The following is a 20,055-nucleotide window of genomic DNA, read 5'->3' as shown; positions in this document are numbered from 1 at the left end:
GCATGGACAGCACAACCTCTGTCACCGCTATCGCGGCTTCGGGGATGCAGGCGCAGGCGGACCGGCTGCGTCATATCTCGGAAAATATCGCCAATGCGGATACGCCGGGTTATCGCCGCAAGCTGGTCAGCTTTCAGACCGTGCTTGAACGCGGCGGCCAATCCGGTGGCGTCAGGGCATCTGCGCCGATGCTGGACCGGACCGCGCCTGTTCAGATCCACGACCCGGCGCATCCCATGGCGGATCAGCGCGGCTTTTACGCCGGCTCCAACGTCGATCTGGTGGTCGAAATCGCCGACGCGCGAGAGGCCAGCCGCAGCTATGAGGCGAACCTGCGCGTGTTTGAGCAGGCGCGACAGATGTCATCCTCTCTTCTTGAACTCTTGCGTCGCTGAAAGGTGCAATCATGATTTCTTCCAGCAATATCGTCGCGGCCTATCTGCGCGGAACTGGCGCGGCGGAGCCTGCGGCCCCTGTGGACAAAGGCGCCGCTGCCGCCCTGGGCGATTTCGAGGCCGTGATGGCGAAGGCAGATCAAAGCGCAATCGGCGCCATGTCGGGTACCAGCGATACGCGCCAGTTGGTGCTGTCGCTGACAGAGGCGGAACTGGCGCTGGATGCGGCGGTCGCCATCCGTGACAAGGTGGTCGAGGCATATCAGGAAATCCTGCGGATGCCGGTGTAGTCATGGACGAAACCCTGATCTTCGACCTGACGCGGCAGGCATTGTGGATTGCCGTGCGTATGTCAGCCCCGCTTCTGGCGGTTGCACTGATCGCGGGCGTGATGATCGGGTTGTTTCAGGCACTGACCTCTGTGCAGGAGATGACGCTGACCTTTGTACCCAAGATCGGCCTGATGCTTGCGGTCTTCTGGGTCTCGATGAGTTTCATGACAGCGATTCTGGCCGGGTTTTTCAACGACAGCCTGCTGCCGCTGATCGAGATGGGGCCGGGACATGGATAACGCGATCTATGCGGGGCTGACGCGTCAATCCGGCCTGATGCGAGAAATGAGGGTGATTGCGAACAACATCGCCAACGCCGAAACCACCGGCTTCCGGCGCGAGGGGGTCATTTTCTCAGAGCATGTGGCAGATACTGGGCGCGGTCTTGACGCGCTGTCGATGGCCAATGCGCGGGGCAGGTTGCTGGACCTTGAGCAAGCCGGGATGACGCTGACCGGCGGGACTTACGATCTGGCCGTCGATGGGCCGGGCTTCTTCGCTGTGCAAACCGATGATGGCGTAAAAATAACCCGCGCCGGTGCCTATCTGACCTCTGCCGAGGGAGAGTTGATGAATGCGGATGGTCACCGTCTGCTGGATGAAGGGCTGGCCCCGATCCAGGTACCGCCGGGTGCTGCATCTGTCGCTGTCGGTCCCGACGGAACCCTGTCGGCCGACGGCGAACAGCTGGCCCGCATCGGTCTTTTCGCGCCCCCTGAAACGCAGCTGATGCAAAGATCCGGTGGCACTTTGTTCGACGCAGGCGATGAGTTGCAACCTGCTGGAAACGCAACGATCCGTCAGGGCTTCCTTGAAGGCTCCAACGTTCAGCCGATTGCCGAGATCACCCGCATGATCGAGGTGCAGCGCGCCTATGAGATCGGCCAGAATCTTCTGGACCGCGAGGATAAGCGTATCCGCGACACCATCGCCTCCCTGACCCGATAAGAAGGAGATCCCATGAAGGCCCTGCAGATCGCCGCCACCGGCATGAGCGCCCAACAGACGCGCGTCGATGTCATTTCCAACAACCTCGCGAATATGTCGACCACCGGCTATAACCCGCGCCGCGCCGATTTCGCCGACCTGCATTACCAGCAAGCCGTTCGACCCGGAACAATCACGGCGGCGGATGGCACGGCTGTGCCTGCCGGTATTCAGCTTGGCCTTGGCGCGCGTCCGACATCGGTGACGGTGAATGTCGGCCAGGGCACATTGAACCCCACCGGCGGTGAACTGGATCTCGCCATAGATGGGCATGGCTATATCGAGGTCATTCTGCCTTCGGGTGCCTCTGGCTATACGCGCGACGGTGCGCTGAAAAGATCTGCCGATGGGCAAATCGTGACATCCGACGGCTATCCGGTCGCCCCTGGCATCACGATCCCCGACGACGCGCGGCGCGTGACGATCAATGCCGATGGCGAGGCTTATGCCTATTTCAACGATCAGGTGCAGCCGGAGCTGCTGGGCCAGTTCACGCTTGCCGGTTTTACCAATGAAAAGGGGCTGGAGGCGGTCGGTTCCAACCTGTTTCTGGAAACCAATGCATCGGGGCCGGCCATCATAGGACTTCCGGGGCAGGACGGTTTGGGCACCGTGCGCCAAAGCTATCTGGAGGAAAGCTCTGTCGATCCGGTGCGGGAAATCACCGAACTGATCAAGGCACAGCGCGGCTATGAGCTGAACGCGAAGGTCATCACCGCTGCCGACCAGATGCTTGGCGCGACCGTACAGGTGCGGTGATGCGGTGGTTTATTTATTTTGCGCTTGGCCTTCTGGCCGCGCCCGCTGCGATGGCCAATGTCGTGGCGGCGCGCGACATTCCGGTGGGCACTATCATCTCCGGCGATGACCTTTCATGGGACGATCAGGTTTCCGTCGGACTTTCAGAAAACGCTCTGGCCGTCGGCAAGCAGGCCCGGATCGCGATCTACAAAGGGCGGCCTGTGACGGCCGCCGCGCTTCGCGCGCCGGTTCTGGTCGAACGGAACCAGATCGTGCGCATCGTCTACGCTGCGGGTTCGTTGCGTATTGCGACTGAAGGCAGGGCGCTGACGGAAGGCGCCGCGGGGCAGATTGTCCGGGCGATGAACCTGACATCGCGCAAGACGATCTCTGCCAGAGTCGCTGATGACGGAACCTTGCTTGCCGGCGACCAACTGAAGGAATTGCGATGAGATTGACCAGCATTTTTGCTGCCGCGCTGACATTGCTGTCTGCTGCAGCCTGCAACCGCGTGGATCATATCGGCCGCCCCCCGACACTGACCGAGCCGCAAAGCACGCCGGAATTCATCGCCATGACAGAGCCGGAACTGGACCTGCCCGAATCGCCGCAACGTCCGGAGTTCAGCGCCTCGTTATGGCGGGGGGAGCGCAGTTCTCTGGTGGCGGACGCGCGGGCGACGACGCGCGGCGATATTCTGACCGTCCTGATCGAGATCGACGACAGGGCGGAAATCTCGAACAGTTCCAGTCGCTCACGCTCGGCCTCGGACAATGTCAGTATCCCTGCATTCGGTGGCCTGCCGCAAAGTCTGGACAAGAAAATGGGGGGCAATGCCTCGATGGCGGAACTGGCAGAGGCGGATGCGGATTCTGCCTATAAGGGCAACGGAAAGGTCTCTCGCCGCGAAAAGCTGCGACTGCGCGTTGCTGCCACCGTGATCGACCGTCTGCCGAACGGCACTTTGCATATCCGCGGCAGTCAGGAGGTGCGCGTGAATTTCGAGCTTCGTGAACTGACGGTTTCCGGTTTTGTCCGCCCCGAGGATATCGGACGCAGCAATGAGGTGTCGTATGATCGCATTGCCGGTGCGCGGATCTCCTATGGCGGGCGGGGCCAGATCAGCGATGTTCAGCAGCCTCGCTATGGGCAGCAGATCGCAGACATTTTTCTTCCATACTGAGACAAGGTTATGATCGGAAAAGCTGTTTTTATCCTTGCGCTTGTTCTTGTCGTGACCGGCGGCTTGCTGGCAGGGGAATATCTGCGAGGGAGTGCCGGCGACACAGCGCCCCTTACGGCAGAACGCGCAGCGAAAGGCGGGCAGGCTGATTCCGTGACACCGGCTGGCGCGCAGGGGGGCGCAGATGATGGTCATGTCTCAATCCAGAACAAGGACGCGGACCGTTCGGCAATGTCCTATTACCGTTTCCCGACCCAGTTTTTCGTGCCCGTCATGCATGGCGACCGGCTGGATGGTATGATGGTCCTGACATTGACAGTCGAAATGCCGGAAAGCGAGGAAGAGGAGGTCTATCGCCATGAGTACCGCTTGCGCGACGCGCTGCTGCGCAGCCTGATGATCCATGCGAATACAGGTGGGTTCGACGGGAACTTCACGCTGGATGCCCGGTTGCGACGGCTAAGGGAATCGCTGCTGGCTGCGGCGACTGGCGTGACCGAGGGTCTGGTAACGGACGTTTTGATCGAGGATATCGCCAGACAAAACGCGTCCTGACGTTGGGCTGACGTACGGACCTTTCTGCGGGTGCTGATGCGGCCTGGTTAAGGGTCGGCTGTCGCGGCACTGGCCACCAATACCGAGGCAGATCTTTCACGCAAGCTGTCGGGTCTTGCGAAACGGGGCGCGAACACGGCACATGCAGCGAAAGGCAGAGGGCTGCAGGGTAACAGTGCGGGGGTTGGCTTGGCACGGGTGATGATTGGTCTGGCACTTTATCAGGGTGCCGAACATATCGCGGCACAACTGGAAAGCATCGCTGCACAAACGCATAAGGATTGGCGGCTCGTCGTGTCGGATGATGGCTCGGACGATGCAGGACCGCAGATTTTGCGCGATTTTGCGGCCTCTCGACCTGATGGGCAGGTGCAGCTTGTCGAAGGACCGCGCAAGGGGGCGACGCAGAATTTCCTGTCAATGATCGGTCACGCGCAGAGGGGCGAGTATCTCTCATTTTCCGATCAGGACGACGTCTGGCGACCGGATAAGCTGGCCCGCGCGATTGCTGTGCTCGGCTCTGATAGAGATCTGGGGCTGTACAGTGCGCGGACCACCATCTGCGATGTGCATTTGAACCCGCTGAGCGCGTCACGCCAATTTCCCGGACCGTTTGATTTTCGAAATGCGCTGATCCAGGCCGTGACTGCGGGCAACACGCTGCTGCTGCCGCCCAAGGCTGTTGATCTGGCACAGCGGGCGGCCCCCGCGGCTGCTACGGCAGATATAGAGGCACATGACTGGTGGCTGTACCAGCTTGTTGCCGGGGCGGGTCACAGGATTTTCCGTGACGATGCAGAGGTTCTTCTGTACCGGCAGCATCAGGACAACCTGAAAGGGCGCAACGATACCTTGCCCGCGATGCGCGCCCGGCTTGGACAGCTTTTTGCCGGAGATTACGGCCATTGGGTTCATGCCAATACGGCGGCGCTGACTGCGGTCCAGCACGAATTGACGTCCGAAAACCGGGACCTGTTGCAGCGATTCAGTTCGGGCTTGGATATGCCCGGGCCGCGAATGGCATTGGAGATGAAAAAACTGGGGCTGCGTCGCCAGACCGCTGCGGGTAGCGCTGCATTTTACGCCGCCGTGCTGGCGGGGAAGCTTCGCCGTCCGAAGCTGTAACGGTCACTTGGGGCGTGCTTTTCCGGGCTTTACGGTGGGTTTTGCCAAGATGTTGCACTCGACGGGCTGTTAAGGTTGACGGCGGTATATCGTCGGGCCTATGCGTCGATACGATTTTCCAGCCCATGCCAAAGGGATTGCGATGAGCTTTGAGCGCAGCATCAAGATTGCCCCGTCCATCCTCTCTGCCGATTTTGCCGATTTCGGTCGTGAGATCCGCGCGGTAGAGGATCAGGGTGCCGACTGGGTCCATGTCGATGTCATGGACGGTCATTTCGTCCCCAACCTGACTTTTGGGCCGCCCGCCGTAAAGGCGTTCAGGCCGCATGTTCGTGGCTTCATGGATGTGCACCTGATGATCGCGCCGGTCGATCCCTATATCGAGGCATATGCCGATGCGGGGGCCGATCTGATCACCGCGCATGTCGAGGCCGGTCCCCATATTCACAGGACGCTGCAGGCTATTCGGGCAACCGGCAAGAAGGCAGGTGTTGCGCTCAACCCCGGCACCCCGGTGGAAGCGGTCGAATATGTTCTGGACCTGGCCGATCTTGTGCTTGTGATGTCGGTTAATCCCGGCTTTGGCGGGCAGAAGTTCATTCACAGCCAGGTCGACAAGATCGCCAAGCTGCGCGGGATGATCGGTGACCGGCCCATTCACATTCAGGTGGACGGCGGCGTCGATCCGAAGACGGCACCGCTGGTGGCCAGGGCAGGTGCGGATGTGCTGGTCGCCGGGTCCGCCGTGTTCAAAGGGGGATCGGTCGACAAGGCCGATGCTTACGGCGAAAATATCCGTGCGCTCCGGCAGGCGGCTGAGTTGGCCGTCAACCGGGCCTGAGCCGTGATCGTCATCTTTGATCTTGACGGGACGCTGATCGACAGCGCCCCCGATATTCATGCGACGGCTAACGCTGTTTTGGCGGAAGAGGGGCTGGAGGGCTTTGATCTTCCGACGATCCGCAGCTTCGTCGGCCGCGGTGTGCCTATGCTGGTGCAGCAGATGCTGGACGCGCGCGGCATTTCCGATCATGAGAGGGCCGAGCGTATGATTGCCAGTCTTGTGGCGAGGTATGAAAGCGCAGTTGGTCTGACGCGGCCCTATCCCGGCGTGGTCGCGGCGTTGGAGGCTCTGCAGGCAAGCGGACACGTGATGGGTGTCTGCACCAACAAACCTGCCGCCCCCGCGCATTCCGTGCTGCGCCATCTTGGGCTTGACCGGTTCTTCAAAGAGGTGATCGGCGGCGATAGCGGGCTTCCACGCAAACCGGACCCGGCGATGCTTCTTGCCGTTCGGCAAGAGCTGGGTGACTTGCAAACTGTCTATGTTGGTGACAGCGAGGTTGATGCGGAAACGGCTGCTTCGGCGAATGTGCCGTTCTTCCTGTTCACAGAAGGCTATCGCAAGGCCGAACCGGAAACATTGCCGCATGATGCGCTGTTTTCCGAATTTTCAGCTTTGCCGGGTCTGATTGCCGCCATATGACGGCGGTCGGCTATTTCAGCAGCCCGGACAGATATCGGCCGTAGTCGTTCTTCACGAATTGCTTGGCACGATCGGCCAACTGTTCGCCATCGATCCAGCCCCGCTCGTACGCGATTTCGTCGGGTGAACCGGTTTGCAGGCCCTGGCGCCTTTCCAGCGTACGAACGAAGTTTCCCGCATCCAGAAGGCTGCCATGCGTCCCGGTATCCAGCCAGGCATAACCACGGCCCATGCGTTCGACGGTCAGCTTGCCATCGTGCAGGTAGGATTCCAGCAAAGTGGTGATCTCCAACTCGCCGCGGTGCGATGGCTGAACCTGTGCCGCGCGATCCGGCGCAGTGCCGTCAAGGAAATACAGGCCGGTGACAGCGTATTGCGATGGCGGGTTTTCAGGTTTTTCGATGATGGAGCGGACCGTTCCGTCAGCATCGAAATCCACCACGCCATAGCGTTCCGGATCGGCCACGCGATAACCGAATACCGTGCCGCCATCGGTCTTCGAATCTGCATTGCCCAGAAGCTCTGACAGGCGATGCCCGAAGAAGATATTGTCGCCCAGCACCATTGCGGATCCCGCACCGTTCAGGAAGTCGCGCGCCAGAAGATAAGCCTGCGCAAGCCCGTCGGGCGACGGCTGGATGATATAGGTAAACTCAAGGCCCCATTGCGTACCGTCGCCCAGCAGGCGCTGGAACTGGGACTGATCCTCTGGTGTCGTGATAATCGCGATCTCACGAATTCCGGCCAGCATCAGGGCCGAGATCGGATAATAGATCATCGGCTTGTCATAGATCGGTAAAAGCTGCTTCGACAGGCCCATCGTGATCGGGTAAAGCCGTGTGCCGGAACCTCCGGCGAGGATGATGCCCTTACGCTGGGTCATACGTTCAGTTCCTTTATCACATCTGTAAGCGATTGCCGCCAATCCGGACGCGCGACGCCGAAATCATGGCTGACTGCGGCACAGTGCAGGCGAGAGTTCAGCGGGCGCTTTGCGGGCGTCGGGTAGGCGCTTGTCGGGATATCCGCAACCTCGGTCGTCAGGTCAGATTGGGCGAAGATTTCGCGCGCGAAATCGGCCCAGCTGACATCCGGTGCGCCCGAGAAATGATAGATGCCCCCTTTCGATGGGTCCTTTGTCATGGCTTCAGCCATCGTCAGAACAGCGCGCGCGATATCTGCGGCAGCGGTCGGGCCGCCGATCTGATCGGCAACGATGGTCAGACGGTCGCGTTCCTTGCCGAGGCGGCGCATCGTCTTGACGAAATTGTTGCCATGCGCCGAAAACACCCAGCTTGTCCGCAGGATCGCATTCTGCCCGCCAGCGGCTGCAATCGCCTGTTCACCGTCCAGCTTCGTCTGGCCATAGGCCCCCAGCGGATTGGTCGAGGCATCTTCGGCGCGCGGCTGATCGCCTGATCCGTCGAAGACGTAATCAGTCGAGACGTGAACGAAGGGGATGCGAAGTTCGGCGCATGCCGCCGCCATCGCAGCCGGCGCATCGGCGTTTACCAGCTTTGCGGTCTGCTGATCCTCTTCTGCCTTATCGACAGCGGTGTAGGCAGCCGCGTTGATGACTGCATTCGGCTTTTTGCTGCAGATCAGATCGGCGCAGGCAGCAGGATCGGTGAGGTCGGCTTCGTCACGGCCCGCGAAATACGCGTCAGGCGCAATCCGCGACAGTTCTGTTGCCACCTGTCCGGTTCTGCCAAAAACCAGAAGATTATCCATTTTGATGCCTTTCCAGATCAGCCTGTGCCCAAACGTTTGCCAACGCCATCACGCTCCAGCAGCGGGCGCCACCAGTCTTCGTTGGCCAGATACCATTCGACAGTCTTTCGCAGCCCTTCTTCGACGGTCACAGACGGGCGCCAGCCGAGTTCATTGCGCATCCGCGTCGGGTCGATGGCATAGCGCCGGTCATGGCCGGGCCGGTCGGTGACAAAGGTGATCAGATCGGCATGGGGCGCACCTTCGGGGTGAAGGTCATCCATATGCGCACAGATCGTGCGGACGAGGTCGATGTTTTTCGCCTCATTCTCGCCACCGATATTATAGCTTCGGCCAAGCTCACCCTTCTCCAGAACGGTCAGCAGCGCATTGGCGTGATCTTCGACATAAAGCCAGTCACGGACGTTGCCGCCATCGCCATAGACCGGAATCGGCTGACCCGAAAGCGCTTTCAGGATCACCACTGGCACCAGCTTCTCGGGGAAGTGGAAAGGACCGTAATTGTTCGAACAGTTGGTCATGACGACCGGCAGGCCATAGGTCTCGTGCCACGCGCGAACAAGATGGTCGGATGCTGCCTTGGACGCAGAATAGGGGCTGCGCGGATCGTAAGGCGTTTCTTCAGTGAACTGACCTTCATCACCCAGCGAGCCGAACACCTCATCCGTTGAGATGTGGTGGAAGCGGAAATCGTCCGGTTTGCCTTGTTCGGTCCAATAGGCGCGGGCCGCCTCTAACAGGTTGTATGTGCCGTTGATATTGGTCTGGATGAACTCTCCCGGACCGTCGATAGAGCGGTCGACATGGCTTTCAGCGGCGAGATGCATGACCGCGTCGGGCTGATGATCGGCAAAGACACGATCAAGCGCCGCACGGTCGCGGATATCGACCTGTTCAAAGGCATATCCGGGCGCGTTGGACACGCTGGCCACATTTTCCAGATTGGCTGCATAGGTCAGCGAATCCAGATTGACGACCTCATGTCCGTCGCGGATGGCCTGACGTACAACGGCAGAGCCGATAAAGCCTGCGCCGCCCGTTACGATGATCTTCATGCCGTGTTCTCAATCGTGAACGGCGATTCCCACTCTACGAAGGCCGGCGCCTTGCTGTCCTTTTCCGACAGGATCGGATTTTCGACGCCCCAATCAATGCCGACCGTATCCCAGCGGACGGCGCCATCATTTTCGGGCGAGTAATGCGCGGTGCATTTGTAGATGATTTCGGTGTCCGGCTGGATGGTGACGAAGCCGTGCAGAAAGCCTGCCGGGACCCACAATTGCTTGCCGTTTTCTTCGGTCAGCGTTTCGCCGAACCACTGACCATACGTCGGGCTGCCGCGGCGGGCATCGACGGCCACATCGTAAAGCGCACCGCGCCCACAGCGAACCAGCTTACCCTGTGCCATCGGCGGCGATTGATAGTGCAGTCCGCGCAAAGTGCCCACCGTTCGCGACATGGAATGATTGTCCTGAACGAATTCGGGCAGGTGCACATCGGCCTCGGCAAGGGTTTTGCGGTTCCAGCTTTCGCTGAAATAGCCGCGGTCGTCTCCATGACGGCGCGGGGTCAGGATCAAAACGCCGTCCAGTGGGGTTGTTTCGACTTTCATTTTCAAATCTCCGGTCGGTCGAGGAGGAAGTGCCACAGGCGGCAAAATCACACAAGGCGCGGCTCATCAGCTTTCCGCCGCTTCGAACTCTGCGACTTTTGCTGCAAGCAGTGCTTCTGATCTTGCCCTGAGGGCATCGAATTTGTGGTTATCGGCATCGCGCAGAGTTGATTGCAGGCTTGCCCCGTAATCGACCATGAACGGCAAAGTCGTCACAACGCGCAAATGTGTTGCGGCCTCCATATAGCGGTCGATTGTGTTGGTAAATGCATTGTCATCTTTATCGTCCCACGCCGCCAGATGTTCGATCATCCGCTGCCTGTAAATGTTGCAGATCATCATCACTGCCCGGTCAAGCTGCACCAGAACCAGCCCATCGCGGCGCTCGACCCCCAAAACCTTTGCGTCCTTGTGCAGATCGACGATCAGACCAGAGAACAGGTCCGCATCGCATTCATCCATATAGGCGCGAACCGTTCTCAGCTTCTGCTCGAAATCCGGCGGAAGGATGACGTCATCCTCGATCACGAGCGCTTCGGGTACGTTGGCATCGCGCAGATTGCGCATGATATAGCGATAGCTGAGCGCCGCGCCGCGCCAACCGGGGCTGGCCTTCATGCCCGGCCAGAGGTGATAATTCGATGGGTTATTTTGCAGGAATGCGTCTGTGCGCAGGGGCGTTTCGGGCAATGTCAGACATGTGCCCGACAAGTCCCGCGAGGGCGGGACCGGAGAGGGATACTCGGTCGCCAGCCGTTCGAAGGTAGCAGGCTCTATCAGTCCAAGCCCCTGCAATGCCCGCAGAACGCCAAGCCTGAATCCGTCTCGCCCGGAAGCGAAGCTGATACTGCTTTGTGCCGCATAGGCTTCGTCATCATCTATCAGACGGCGCAAGGCGGCTGTCAGTGCTGTTGCGTCACCTTGAGGCGCAAAGACAACGCGCGGTTCAAGATCTGGTATTTCCGCCTGATCGGGGGATGTTTCGCTGACGACCAAACAACCATGCGCGAGTGCCTCGGAAATACGCGCGACCTCCAGCAAACCATCTGATTGGGCGTGCAGGTTCAAAACGATCGCGGCCTCTTCCAGACGCTGTGTCATTCTTGGTCCGAAAAGATTTGTTTCAATCTCCAGCTCCGGAACGTCGCGTTTGATTTGCGCAAGCAGCTTGGCACGGCGATCCGGCGATGCGTCGCCGTAAAACAGCACTTTCTGCGGACCGACCGCCGAGGGCGCGGGAGGCGAAGTCATTGGGGTCAGCGGAACATGATACAGCTTGCCCGACGGTATTTTGCCCTGCATCGCCAAAATGTTGGTTCGGGAGTATTCAAAGACGGCGCGGCATTCTGAAAGCTGTTTCAGATATTCCGGTGTCCAGCGATGTGGCAGAACCGATTGTTCAACCTGAATGGCGATGCAGCGACCCGGGGGAACGGCGGGGAAATTCTGCGGCGCGAAGGTGAACACCGTGTCGAACTGCTTAGCCTTGCGATCAGTGTCTGACAGTTCGGCATCTAAACCGGCCTCCTCAAGCACGGATTGCAGGCGGCGGGCGAAATGTAGCACATGCGGCATCGTCAGGATCAGAACGGAATCCGGCTGCGTCGGCTTGCGGCTGCGCAAGGCAGGGCCAAGCGCGTCCAGCCTGCGGCGGACGCCAGCGGGACCCTCGGTGAACAGGACCCGCAGTGCAAGCGATGCCGTGTGACCGAGGCCGCGCACACGGGCAGCCCTGTCAAGCTGCCTGAATGCATTCAAGACCTGATCACCGAGCTTCAAGGAGCGTTCCTCTACCTTTTCATAACCACGTTCTCATTTCACGGCTGCCGCGATCAGGCAAGCATAGCAACGTCGCGCAATGGATGGCCCCGCATGATTGCGGCAATTCTAGATAATCTTCCATACCGCCGGTCCGCAGCGGCAAGGCAATCTTAAGCGGCCGGGAACACACTGACTTTGTTCAGACATCACACGCGTGGGGCGGGGGCTGGGAGTGCTGAAATTTGTGGTGCGGCTGGCGTCGCGCAAGGATAACTACACCGACAACATAACCGATATGGTTATTGTGGAAGGGGGAAATGGTGCGATCCTTGTTGCGACCTCCAACAAGGGTGGTGGGCTGACGTCCTATCGCCTGGGCCGCGCGAATGAGGCCGCGCAGAGCGTCTCGAAAGAGGCGGCGAAGGACTACGGCACCTATTACACCGCCCCGACCCTTGATGTTCTGGCGCGGCCAGATGGCGGCCACCTGGTCACGGTCACCGGGCAGCATGGCAGCATCCATTCGGCGTTGCTTATGACTGCTGATGGAAGTCTGAAGAAGTTTGTGCCCCTGTTCCCGCCGTCGCAGATACCAGCGAATATCGTCATTCTGGACGTCTGCGAAATCGCCGGGGAAAGCTATATCGTTGCCGGAACCGATGGAAGCACGACGCTTCGCCTGTATCGGCTGAATGCCGATCTGTCGCTGACCAGCAAGGGCGCCGCAAAACCTGATATTCGCATCAATATCGATGCCGAATACACAGATATCGAGGTGGTCACGATCAGCGGCAAGACCTTCGTCTACGCAGCCTCGGCGCAAGGCAATTTTGTGGCAACCTTTGAGATCGGAACAAGCGGAATTGTCAGCCACGGCGTCGTAGATGCTGCCAGTGATATTGGTGTTTCCGCACCCCATCAGCTGGAGGTCGTGAAGTCCTCCAGCGGTTGTTTCGTTGTCGTTGCTGGTGGTGAAAGCGATTCTGTGTCCGTTTTCAAGGCCGATGCTTCGGGTCGGCTGACACTGGTGGATCATGTCGTCGATTCAAATGCGACCCGCTTCGAAGGGGCGACGGCCATCGCCTCGGCAGAGATCGGGGGCAGGGCATTTATATTCGTTGGCGGTGCCGATGATGGGATATCGGTGCTGACGATAGACGGTCAGGGCCGCCTGATCCTGCTTGGTGTTCTGGAAGATACAGAGGCGATGACACTTGCCAATGTGGCCGCGATTGAAACGCGGGTTGTCGGAGGCAAAATTTCCGTCTTTGTGACGAGTGCGACTGAAAACGGGATTACACAGCTTAGCTTTGATCCGGGAAATATCGGCACAAGCGTGGTGAGAGAGGGGAAAATCACGGGAACTGGCCGCGACGACGTGCTTGTCGGTACGGGCGGTGTTTCCCATCTGGCGGGCGGTGCGGGCGACGATATCCTGATCGCGCGAAGTGGCACGGTCACGCTTCGCGGTGGCGGCGGCGACGATATTTTTTTGCCTGGCTATGGCACGAAAATGGTGACGATCCTTGATTTCGATCCCGTTCGCGACGAGCTGGACCTGTCAGAGCTTGCTTATATCCGCAGCATCGCACAACTGCGCGTTCAGGCCACCTCGACGGGCGCATTGCTACAGGCTGGACAGGTTCGGATCGAAATCCGCACGGCAAATGACAAGCCGCTTTTCGAGACAGATTTTTCCGAATCGATGTTCAGGCTGGCGCATTATGCAAACGATATCGACTATTCGGACCTCGTTGATCCAGTGAGGTCTGATCCCGGTGGACCATCTGCCGTAACGCCAGCCAGCGGCACCTCTGGCGGCTATACCGGACCCGGCCCGATACCGCCGATGCTGCGCGCAAAGCACTTCGACCGGGGATCAAATGGGCCAGACAAACTGACGCTTGCGCCGTCCGGCGGCCAGATCAACGGGCTGTCCGGTGACGACCGGATGCAGGGTGCTGCAAAGGCCAGAAACAACCTTATTGGTGCAGAGGGCAACGATACCCTGCTGGGGGGCAACCTTTCAGATTATCTTGCAGGCGGGGCAGGCAGGGACTCCCTCATCGGCGGCGGCGGTCCCGATCGGCTTTATGGCGGCGATGGCGCGGATTTTATCGCCGGTGGTGGTGGTGATGACAGAATTTACGGCGGAAGCGGTCGCAACATCCTGATCGGGCATGGCGGAAATGATCTTATTGTTGCCGAGGGCAATGGCGGGAACATCCTGCGCGGCGATGCGGGCAGTGACTATCTCAAAGGGATCGGCAGCGCGGACACGATCATCGGCGGCCCCGGTCATGACCGCTTGTATGGCGGGCAGAACAACAACCGCATGGCCGGAAACGATGGGAATGATCTGCTTGTCGCGCAGGGTCGCAGCAACGTCATGGTCGGCGGGGACGGGAATGATACGATACATGGCGGCACCGGGGGGGACTATCTTTATGGCGACGCTGGCGACGACATTATGGCGGGGCGCGGTGGCGATGATTTCCTGATCGGCCATGCGGGTAACGACACGATTGGGGGTGATGACGGCGACGACCACGTTATCGGCATGGCGGGCGATGACGTGATCTCTGGCGGCAATGGCAACGATCTTCTCTGGGGGGTGGACGGCAACGACCACATCCTTGGTCACAGCGGCAAAGATTCGATTCGCGGCGGGGACGGGCGCGACACCCTTCGTGGTGGCGATGGGAATGACAAACTGATCGGCGGCGAGGGCGCGGACGTCATCCACGGAGGGGCGGGGGATGATCGCGTTCTCGCACAAGAGGGGCACGATACGGTCTTTGGCGCTGCTGGAAACGACCGCGTCTATGGCGCGTCGGGCCGCGACCTGCTGCAGGGCGGCGGCGGGAACGATGTGATCGAAGGTGGCCTTGACGACGATATCATGCACGGAAACGCAGGCGACGATACGATAGAGGGCTTTCGCGGCAACGATACGCTCAGCGGGGGGGCGGGCAATGATGTGCTGGAGGGCGGTTTCGGCGCGGACGTCTTTGTCTTCACGCGACCCAAGGACGGCGTGTTTGAGCGTGATACGATCATCGACTTCGAAACGGGTCAGGACATGATCGACCTGTCGGGGATCGACCCCAAGCTCATCTGGCTTGGCGCCGCTGATTTCACCGGCACTGGGGCGGCCGAAATACGAATGGAGGTGCATAAGGCAAAGACACGCCTGCTGCTTGATGTCGATGGAGATGGCAGGTCGGACATGATGATCGACGTCTATGGCTCGACCGTCAGCCCGTTCGACTTTACGCAATAGACAGGGTGCGCCGTCAGGCCGCGGATGCAGCACCTGACGGGCGTCGTTGTCGCTGCGCGGACAGCGCTATTTGCCGGTCAGAAGGGTCCACCACAGCTTGCGCGAGGGCTCTTGATACCAGGCGATGCCAAGTTTCGTGGCTGTCGGGTCCATGATGACATCGCGGGTGTCGCGCGTTTGCATCCATGCCTGAAGCGTCGAAATATCGTTCTCGTAGCTTTCGCTGATATTTTCGCCGATCAGCTGGCCCGAATAGCCTGCACGGTTTGCACGATCCAGCGGCGATGAGCCGTCCGAACCGAAATGCCATGCCCGGTTCTGGGCAGCCATATCGCGCGAATGCGCAGCCGCAGCAGCCGACAGGGCGGGATCAATCGTCAGCGGTGCCGCGCTTGAGCCGGCGCGCAGCATGTTGACCTGCTCCAGCACGCGGTTGGGGATCGCCGCAGCGTCTGCCGCGGAAATCGTATAGGCGACGGGGACCGGCTGGCCGTCCGGCCCTGCCTGTTGTCCCGGAGTGCGGGCGACACAGCCTGTCAGTGCCAGCCCGGCGGAAAGAATCAGAAGAATGCGCTTCATGCTGCCCTCGATGCGCTTATGGTTTTTTATGTCCTTTAGACTGCCCGAATGTCGCGGCAAAGCCAATATTGCGTGATTTTCACCACATTTCCGGACGCATCTGGTGCGATTACAACAGTTTGAATTGTGTGACACCCCGCGCATGCCTAACCCTGTTGGGGTAAAGCAGGCCGCGCGAGACGGCCCGAGCAGGAGACAGCTATGAACGCAAATCGCAGCGGCTTCGATCGCCGCAGTTTCGTGACGTCGGCCGCAGCTATAGGGGCTGTGGGCCTCGCCACACCTTTGTTCGCACAGACGCCGGATGCCGGTCGCGTGCAATATGATGAATCTGCGGATCAGCGACGCAATATTTCCAGCTTCCGCGCGCAGGACTGGAGGCCGTATTTCAGCAGCCTGACCAATGGTGCAATCCTCTGCGACCTGACCTCTCGTTGTGTGCATTTCTGGTCTGAAGATGAAAGCATCTATCGCCTTTACCCGTCCTCGATCCCGGTTTCACAGGATCTGACGCGCAAGGGTCGGACAGAGATCATCAAGAAGGTCGAGGGGCCAAGCTGGGCACCAACGCCGGAAATGAAAAAACGCAATCCGGAATGGCCGGATTTTGTCCCGCCGGGGCCGGACAATCCGCTTGGCACCCATGCGTTGTGGTTCAGCTGGCAGTATTACCGCCTGCACGGCACGCATGACACCCGCAAGATCGGGCGCAAGTCTTCGAACGGCTGCATTGGTCTGTACAACGAGCATATCAAGGAAATGTACGATCTCACGAAGGTCGGAACCCAGGTGCTGTTGATCTGACGGATTACCGACCTGTAACGACGCAGAATCTGGGGCCAAACGGCCCCTTTTTCTGTTCATGCAAGCAGTGCGTCCAGTCTTGCTGCGCAGATGAAATCGTTCTTGGTCAGCCCCCCTGCATCATGGGTTGAAAACTGCACCTCGCAATATCCGAAACCAAAGCTGATATCCGGGTGGTGATCCTGCTTGTTGCCCAGCCACGCGGCCAGATTCGCCATCTCCACCGCCTTCAGGAAGCCCTTGAACCCGAACCGGCGAGAAATAGCGCCGCCGTCATCGGCAAGCGTCCAGCCGTCCAGTTGTTTCAGGTTTTCCTGCACCTCTTCCGGCCCCAGCTTTTTCGCGCTGGACGTGCAGTTTAAGTCAGCAAGTTTTTCTGTCATCGGCATCCTCCCCTCTCTACGCAACGCGTGAGCGGTAGAATGGGTGCAAAAATGCAATATTTTTTCCGGTTTGCCTCGCTCAGCCGCGGTAAATCACACCCAGCCGCCGATATTCTCACGCAGGATATTCATCATAACCTCAATATGCGCAGCATCGTCATTCAGACATGGGATGTAAGTAAAGTTCTTGCCACCGGCGTGTTCGAAGGCTTCACGAATCTCGCCATTGATTTCTTCCAGCGTCTCGATGCAGTCGGCGGCGAAGGCGGGCGAAATGACGGCAATGTCGGTGTGCCCCTGCTTTGCCAGTTCCGCCACATGCTCCACGGTATAGGGCCGCAACCATTCCTCGCGGCCGAACACGGATTGAAAGCTGGTGTCGATCCGATCTTCGTCCCAGCCCAGAGCCTCTCGCAGCAGGCGCGTCGTTTTCTGGCACTGGCAATGATAGGGGTCGCCCTCTGTCAGATAGCGCTGCGGCATTCCGTGATAGCTGGCGACGAGCTTGCTGGGTGATTTGCCATCAAGGGCGCGCGTCACGCTGTCCGCGAGCGCCGCGATATAGTCGGGACGGTCGAAATACGGGTCGCATGTCCGCACGGATGGCTGCCATTTCTGCGTCATGAGCGCACGGAACAACTGATCATTCGCCGTCGCTGAGGTTGCCCCTGCATATTGCGGATAAAGCGGCAGGAACACGATCCGCCTGCAACCTGCCGCAACCATCTGGTCCAGCACGTCGTGGGTCGATGGGTTGCCATAGCGCATACAGAATTCGACCTCGATACTGTCGCCCCATTCTGCCCTGGCACGGTTGCGCAGGGCTTCGGTCTGCTGGCGCGTGATCGTCATCAGCGGACTTTCGTTTCGTTCCTCATTCCAGATCAGCTTGTAATTCGCACCAGAGGTGAAGGGCCGCTTGGTCAGGACCATGCCCTTGAGGATCGGCTGCCACTTCCAGGAAGGCAGGTCGATCACACGCTTATCTGACAGAAACTCGTTCAGATAGCGGCGCATCGACCAGTAGTCATAGCCGTCCGGCGTACCCAGATTGGCAATAAGGATGCCGGTTTTCGCCTGTGGGACCGTCGGGTGATCAGAGGGAAGGTGATCGTTGTTCATTCGTTCCTCGGCTTCAGGACATCGGCCAGCGGCATTTGGGCTGAGCCGGGTCGCAATGGCTGTTGCTGGCCGGGTGCGGGTGCCCAGCCGGTCAGGAAAATCATATCGAATGTGGCGACAATGCGGCCGGTTTGCGATGCGTCAGGAAAGCGCATGGCGTAGTCCGCGGCGGCACGGGCAAAGATTTCGCGCCGCGTGGGTTTGCGCAGCCTTTCGGACAAGGCATTGGTCTCTCCCATCGCGCGCAGGTCGGCAGCAAGGTGAAACAGGTCGCGATAGCTGAAGCGCAGCGGCAGATGGTCGGCGACCGGAAGGGCAAGGCCCGCGCGACCCAGCAAGCCACCAAGATCGCGGATTTCACCCATCGGCAGCAGGCGAGGGGACAAGCCGCCGGTCGTCTCAATCTCTGCTCGTCTTAGAACATCTCGCAATTCATGTAGCGTCTGGCCGCCCAGCATCACTGCGATGAACAGTCCATCGGGGCGCAGCGCGCGTGCGGATTGCACGATCTGGCCAACCGGATCTTCGGCCCAATGCAGGCCCATGACATGCAGCACGAGATCAAGGTTCGCCGGCAGGTCCAGAACCTCATCGTCGGCGCAGATATGCGCTGTCGGGAAATGGCTTTGCCAGACTTCCGGCCAGGATGTCACGATGCCAATGCGCGTAAATCTTCTGTTAATCTCTGCCAGCCTATCTTGCACCTCATCAATGGCGATCTGGTGCAGGGGCTGTGCGAGGCCGATCTTTCTGGCGCGATCCCGGTGCAGCCCAAGTGCTGCATCGTCGATCAGCCTGCCTTGGCCTTTGTCTAGAGCCGGGGTGGTGGGGGCGGATTTCATGGCCGGTAGTCTTAATGTCGTTCCCCGCGCGATGAAAGCAGCATTGCGGGTGATTTATCCGCCCCAATGCCTGTCCTGCGGTGTGTCCGTAGGCGTTGACGGTGCTCTCTGCCCCGATTGCTGGCGAGAGTGTGAATTCATATCAGGCTGCATCTGCGATTGTTGCGGCGTCCCGCTGCCCGGTCACGAGGGAGAGGCGAGCGGTGGGGGCGCTTCAATTTTGTGTGACGATTGTCTCGTCTATGACAGACCGTGGGAACATGCGCGGGCAGCGTTTGTTTATGGCGGGGTCGGACGCGGTCTGGTTCTGGCTCTGAAGCATGGTGACCGCCCGGATCTCGCACGACCGCTTGGGCAATGGCTGGCGCAAGCGGCGGCTCCTCTTGTCAGGCGGGATATGCTGGTCTTGCCGGTTCCACTTCATCCGCGTCGGTTGTTGTCACGCAAATTCAATCAGGCTGCGTTGCTGTCCGCACAGGTCGCGGCGCGTCACGGGCTGGGACATTCACCGGCGATGCTTAACAGAATTCGTGCGACCCCCGCGCAGGATCACAAGGGGCGGGAGGAGCGGACGAAGAACCTTTCAGGCGCATTTCGTATATCGTCGCGGCAGGGGAAACAGCTTGTCGGTCGCCCCGTTTTGCTGGTCGACGATGTCATGGCGTCTGGGGCAACGTTGGCAGAGGCAACGCGCGTTCTGCGGCAAGCGGGTGCCGGTCCGATCTTTGCAGCGGTCGTGGCGCGGGCAGTGAAAGATTAAGGACAAGGTCATGGACCTGCGCGATCAACGGCACGCTCTTTCTGGAAAATGGTTAGTATCGCAACTAAGTATGGGAAAACCAAACTGCCGAGGATTTTTTTATGGCCGATGTAGAAATCTATACCACACCGACCTGCCCGTTCTGCCTAGCCGCCAAGCGCCTGCTGGACAGCAAGGGCGTTGCCTTCCGCGAAATCGATGTCAGCAAGGATCCTGCGGACCGTGAAGCAATGATGCAACGCGCGAATGGCAAGCGCTCCGTGCCGCAGATTTTCATTGGTGATCGACATGTCGGCGGCTCTGACGATCTGCACGAGCTTGACCGGAACGGAAAGCTTGATCCGCTGCTGGCGGCCTGAGCCTTGGCAGGCGGC

24 protein-coding genes are annotated in these 20,055 nt (G+C 59.6%); 15 read left to right on the top strand and 9 right to left on the bottom strand.

The window, feature by feature from the left end; genetic code table 11:
- Nucleotides 1-2: 2 nt before the first annotated feature.
- From flgC to gph, 11 genes are all read left to right on the top strand, one after another.
- Nucleotides 3-395 carry a flagellar basal body rod protein FlgC gene (flgC, locus tag PAF20_RS13720; protein WP_271071164.1) on the top strand — a complete coding sequence of 131 codons (393 nt, stop codon included), beginning with the start codon at nucleotides 3-5 and terminating at the stop codon, nucleotides 393-395.
- Between the two features lie 11 nt (nucleotides 396-406).
- Nucleotides 407-685: a flagellar hook-basal body complex protein FliE gene (fliE, locus tag PAF20_RS13715; RefSeq protein ID WP_271071163.1), complete on the top strand. Its 279-nt coding sequence runs from the start codon at nucleotides 407-409 to the stop codon at nucleotides 683-685.
- 2 nt (nucleotides 686-687) lie between these two features.
- Nucleotides 688-966 (top strand): flagellar biosynthetic protein FliQ, encoded by a 279-nt coding sequence (locus PAF20_RS13710; protein WP_271071162.1) that lies wholly within the window; start codon nucleotides 688-690, stop codon nucleotides 964-966.
- Nucleotides 959-1,675, top strand: a complete 717-nt coding sequence (locus PAF20_RS13705; protein WP_271071161.1) for a flagellar hook-basal body complex protein — start codon at nucleotides 959-961, stop codon at nucleotides 1,673-1,675. The genes PAF20_RS13710 and PAF20_RS13705 overlap by 8 nt, the downstream gene beginning before the upstream one ends.
- Before the next feature lie 12 nt (nucleotides 1,676-1,687).
- Nucleotides 1,688-2,473, top strand: coding sequence for a flagellar basal-body rod protein FlgG (flgG, locus tag PAF20_RS13700; protein WP_271071160.1), 786 nt, complete (start codon nucleotides 1,688-1,690; stop codon nucleotides 2,471-2,473).
- Entirely contained in the window at nucleotides 2,473-2,907 is a 435-nt protein-coding gene (flgA, locus tag PAF20_RS13695) for a flagellar basal body P-ring formation chaperone FlgA (RefSeq protein ID WP_271071159.1), read from the top strand. The genes flgG and flgA overlap by 1 nt, the downstream gene beginning before the upstream one ends.
- Complete coding sequence (gene flgH / locus PAF20_RS13690) at nucleotides 2,904-3,638, top strand: flagellar basal body L-ring protein FlgH (protein ID WP_271071158.1); 735 nt, start codon at nucleotides 2,904-2,906, stop codon at nucleotides 3,636-3,638. The genes flgA and flgH overlap by 4 nt, the downstream gene beginning before the upstream one ends.
- Nucleotides 3,639-3,647: 9 nt before the next feature.
- Nucleotides 3,648-4,193, top strand: coding sequence for a hypothetical protein (locus tag PAF20_RS13685; RefSeq protein WP_271071157.1), 546 nt, complete (start codon nucleotides 3,648-3,650; stop codon nucleotides 4,191-4,193).
- Nucleotides 4,194-4,391: 198 nt separating this feature from the next.
- Nucleotides 4,392-5,318, top strand: coding sequence for a glycosyltransferase (locus tag PAF20_RS13680; RefSeq protein ID WP_271073333.1), 927 nt, complete (start codon nucleotides 4,392-4,394; stop codon nucleotides 5,316-5,318).
- Between the two features lie 142 nt (nucleotides 5,319-5,460).
- Nucleotides 5,461-6,159: a ribulose-phosphate 3-epimerase gene (gene rpe, locus PAF20_RS13675; RefSeq protein WP_271071156.1), complete on the top strand. Its 699-nt coding sequence runs from the start codon at nucleotides 5,461-5,463 to the stop codon at nucleotides 6,157-6,159.
- 3 nt (nucleotides 6,160-6,162) lie between these two features.
- Nucleotides 6,163-6,804 (top strand): phosphoglycolate phosphatase, encoded by a 642-nt coding sequence (gene gph, locus PAF20_RS13670; RefSeq protein ID WP_271071155.1) that lies wholly within the window; start codon nucleotides 6,163-6,165, stop codon nucleotides 6,802-6,804.
- Between the two features lie 10 nt (nucleotides 6,805-6,814).
- On the opposite strand, the gene rfbA is transcribed toward gph, so the two are convergent.
- The 5 genes from rfbA to PAF20_RS13645 all read right to left on the bottom strand — a co-directional run bounded on the left by rfbA (nucleotide 6,815) and on the right by PAF20_RS13645 (nucleotide 11,926).
- Nucleotides 6,815-7,687: a glucose-1-phosphate thymidylyltransferase RfbA gene (gene rfbA, locus PAF20_RS13665; protein ID WP_271071154.1), complete on the bottom strand. Its 873-nt coding sequence runs from the start codon at nucleotides 7,685-7,687 to the stop codon at nucleotides 6,815-6,817.
- On the bottom strand, nucleotides 7,684-8,535 hold the full coding sequence (gene rfbD / locus PAF20_RS13660; RefSeq protein WP_271071153.1) for a dTDP-4-dehydrorhamnose reductase: 852 nt from the start codon (nucleotides 8,533-8,535) through the stop codon (nucleotides 7,684-7,686). The genes rfbA and rfbD overlap by 4 nt, the downstream gene beginning before the upstream one ends.
- Nucleotides 8,536-8,552: 17 nt before the next feature.
- Nucleotides 8,553-9,590 (bottom strand): dTDP-glucose 4,6-dehydratase, encoded by a 1,038-nt coding sequence (rfbB, locus tag PAF20_RS13655; protein ID WP_271071152.1) that lies wholly within the window; start codon nucleotides 9,588-9,590, stop codon nucleotides 8,553-8,555.
- Nucleotides 9,587-10,147, bottom strand: coding sequence for a dTDP-4-dehydrorhamnose 3,5-epimerase (gene rfbC / locus PAF20_RS13650; RefSeq protein WP_271071151.1), 561 nt, complete (start codon nucleotides 10,145-10,147; stop codon nucleotides 9,587-9,589). Before rfbC ends, rfbB begins: the two co-directional genes overlap by 4 nt.
- 66 nt (nucleotides 10,148-10,213) lie before the next feature.
- Nucleotides 10,214-11,926, bottom strand: coding sequence for a glycosyltransferase family protein (locus PAF20_RS13645; RefSeq protein ID WP_271071150.1), 1,713 nt, complete (start codon nucleotides 11,924-11,926; stop codon nucleotides 10,214-10,216).
- 214 nt (nucleotides 11,927-12,140) lie between these two features.
- Between PAF20_RS13645 and PAF20_RS13640 the strand changes: the two genes are divergently transcribed.
- Nucleotides 12,141-15,191: a calcium-binding protein gene (locus PAF20_RS13640; protein ID WP_271071149.1), complete on the top strand. Its 3,051-nt coding sequence runs from the start codon at nucleotides 12,141-12,143 to the stop codon at nucleotides 15,189-15,191.
- 66 nt (nucleotides 15,192-15,257) lie between these two features.
- On the opposite strand, the gene dalA is transcribed toward PAF20_RS13640, so the two are convergent.
- Complete coding sequence (gene dalA / locus PAF20_RS13635) at nucleotides 15,258-15,770, bottom strand: divisome-associated lipoprotein DalA (protein WP_271071148.1); 513 nt, start codon at nucleotides 15,768-15,770, stop codon at nucleotides 15,258-15,260.
- A 201-nt stretch (nucleotides 15,771-15,971) separates the two neighbouring features.
- Between dalA and PAF20_RS13630 the strand changes: the two genes are divergently transcribed.
- The gene (locus tag PAF20_RS13630) at nucleotides 15,972-16,574 is read left to right on the top strand and encodes a L,D-transpeptidase (protein WP_271071147.1); all 603 of its coding nucleotides are present in this window, start codon (nucleotides 15,972-15,974) and stop codon (nucleotides 16,572-16,574) included.
- Between the two features lie 56 nt (nucleotides 16,575-16,630).
- Here PAF20_RS13630 and PAF20_RS13625 read toward each other — a convergent pair whose 3' ends face one another.
- From PAF20_RS13625 to PAF20_RS13615, 3 genes are all read right to left on the bottom strand, one after another.
- Nucleotides 16,631-16,957, bottom strand: coding sequence for a 4a-hydroxytetrahydrobiopterin dehydratase (locus PAF20_RS13625; protein WP_271071146.1), 327 nt, complete (start codon nucleotides 16,955-16,957; stop codon nucleotides 16,631-16,633).
- A gap of 93 nt (nucleotides 16,958-17,050) precedes the next feature.
- Nucleotides 17,051-18,079, bottom strand: coding sequence for a ferrochelatase (gene hemH, locus PAF20_RS13620; protein WP_271071145.1), 1,029 nt, complete (start codon nucleotides 18,077-18,079; stop codon nucleotides 17,051-17,053).
- Entirely contained in the window at nucleotides 18,076-18,921 is an 846-nt protein-coding gene (locus PAF20_RS13615; RefSeq protein ID WP_271071144.1) for a methyltransferase domain-containing protein, read from the bottom strand. The genes hemH and PAF20_RS13615 overlap by 4 nt, the downstream gene beginning before the upstream one ends.
- Here PAF20_RS13615 and PAF20_RS13610 point away from each other — a divergent pair.
- Nucleotides 18,920-19,681 carry a ComF family protein gene (locus PAF20_RS13610; protein ID WP_271071143.1) on the top strand — a complete coding sequence of 254 codons (762 nt, stop codon included), beginning with the start codon at nucleotides 18,920-18,922 and terminating at the stop codon, nucleotides 19,679-19,681. The genes PAF20_RS13615 and PAF20_RS13610 overlap by 2 nt on opposite strands.
- 101 nt (nucleotides 19,682-19,782) lie before the next feature.
- Complete coding sequence (gene grxC / locus PAF20_RS13605) at nucleotides 19,783-20,040, top strand: glutaredoxin 3 (RefSeq protein ID WP_271071142.1); 258 nt, start codon at nucleotides 19,783-19,785, stop codon at nucleotides 20,038-20,040.
- Nucleotides 20,041-20,055: the final 15 nt, after the last annotated feature.

The sequence above is a fragment of the Paracoccus albus genome (assembly GCF_027913035.1).
GTDB lineage: Bacteria > Pseudomonadota > Alphaproteobacteria > Rhodobacterales > Rhodobacteraceae > Paracoccus > Paracoccus albus.
Note: the sequence above shows the minus strand (reverse complement) of the source record. Positions and strands in the feature narration are given on the sequence as shown.

What these genes read in the sequence shown, in the direction of transcription:
- flgC (WP_271071164.1), top strand. Translation starts at nt 3, where the DNA reads ATGGACAGCACAACCTCTGTCACCGCTATCGCGGCTTCGGGGATGCAG.
- fliE (WP_271071163.1), top strand. Translation starts at nt 407, where the DNA reads ATGATTTCTTCCAGCAATATCGTCGCGGCCTATCTGCGCGGAACTGGC.
- PAF20_RS13710 (WP_271071162.1), top strand. Translation starts at nt 688, where the DNA reads ATGGACGAAACCCTGATCTTCGACCTGACGCGGCAGGCATTGTGGATT.
- PAF20_RS13705 (WP_271071161.1), top strand. Translation starts at nt 959, where the DNA reads ATGGATAACGCGATCTATGCGGGGCTGACGCGTCAATCCGGCCTGATG.
- flgG (WP_271071160.1), top strand. Translation starts at nt 1,688, where the DNA reads ATGAAGGCCCTGCAGATCGCCGCCACCGGCATGAGCGCCCAACAGACG.
- flgA (WP_271071159.1), top strand. Translation starts at nt 2,473, where the DNA reads ATGCGGTGGTTTATTTATTTTGCGCTTGGCCTTCTGGCCGCGCCCGCT.
- flgH (WP_271071158.1), top strand. Translation starts at nt 2,904, where the DNA reads ATGAGATTGACCAGCATTTTTGCTGCCGCGCTGACATTGCTGTCTGCT.
- PAF20_RS13685 (WP_271071157.1), top strand. Translation starts at nt 3,648, where the DNA reads ATGATCGGAAAAGCTGTTTTTATCCTTGCGCTTGTTCTTGTCGTGACC.
- rpe (WP_271071156.1), top strand. Translation starts at nt 5,461, where the DNA reads ATGAGCTTTGAGCGCAGCATCAAGATTGCCCCGTCCATCCTCTCTGCC.
- rfbA (WP_271071154.1), bottom strand. Translation starts at nt 7,687, where the DNA reads ATGACCCAGCGTAAGGGCATCATCCTCGCCGGAGGTTCCGGCACACGG.
- rfbD (WP_271071153.1), bottom strand. Translation starts at nt 8,535, where the DNA reads ATGGATAATCTTCTGGTTTTTGGCAGAACCGGACAGGTGGCAACAGAA.
- rfbB (WP_271071152.1), bottom strand. Translation starts at nt 9,590, where the DNA reads ATGAAGATCATCGTAACGGGCGGCGCAGGCTTTATCGGCTCTGCCGTT.
- rfbC (WP_271071151.1), bottom strand. Translation starts at nt 10,147, where the DNA reads ATGAAAGTCGAAACAACCCCACTGGACGGCGTTTTGATCCTGACCCCG.
- dalA (WP_271071148.1), bottom strand. Translation starts at nt 15,770, where the DNA reads ATGAAGCGCATTCTTCTGATTCTTTCCGCCGGGCTGGCACTGACAGGC.
- PAF20_RS13630 (WP_271071147.1), top strand. Translation starts at nt 15,972, where the DNA reads ATGAACGCAAATCGCAGCGGCTTCGATCGCCGCAGTTTCGTGACGTCG.
- PAF20_RS13625 (WP_271071146.1), bottom strand. Translation starts at nt 16,957, where the DNA reads ATGACAGAAAAACTTGCTGACTTAAACTGCACGTCCAGCGCGAAAAAG.
- hemH (WP_271071145.1), bottom strand. Translation starts at nt 18,079, where the DNA reads ATGAACAACGATCACCTTCCCTCTGATCACCCGACGGTCCCACAGGCG.
- PAF20_RS13610 (WP_271071143.1), top strand. Translation starts at nt 18,920, where the DNA reads ATGGCCGGTAGTCTTAATGTCGTTCCCCGCGCGATGAAAGCAGCATTG.
- PAF20_RS13615 (WP_271071144.1), bottom strand. Translation starts at nt 18,921, where the DNA reads ATGAAATCCGCCCCCACCACCCCGGCTCTAGACAAAGGCCAAGGCAGG.
- grxC (WP_271071142.1), top strand. Translation starts at nt 19,783, where the DNA reads ATGGCCGATGTAGAAATCTATACCACACCGACCTGCCCGTTCTGCCTA.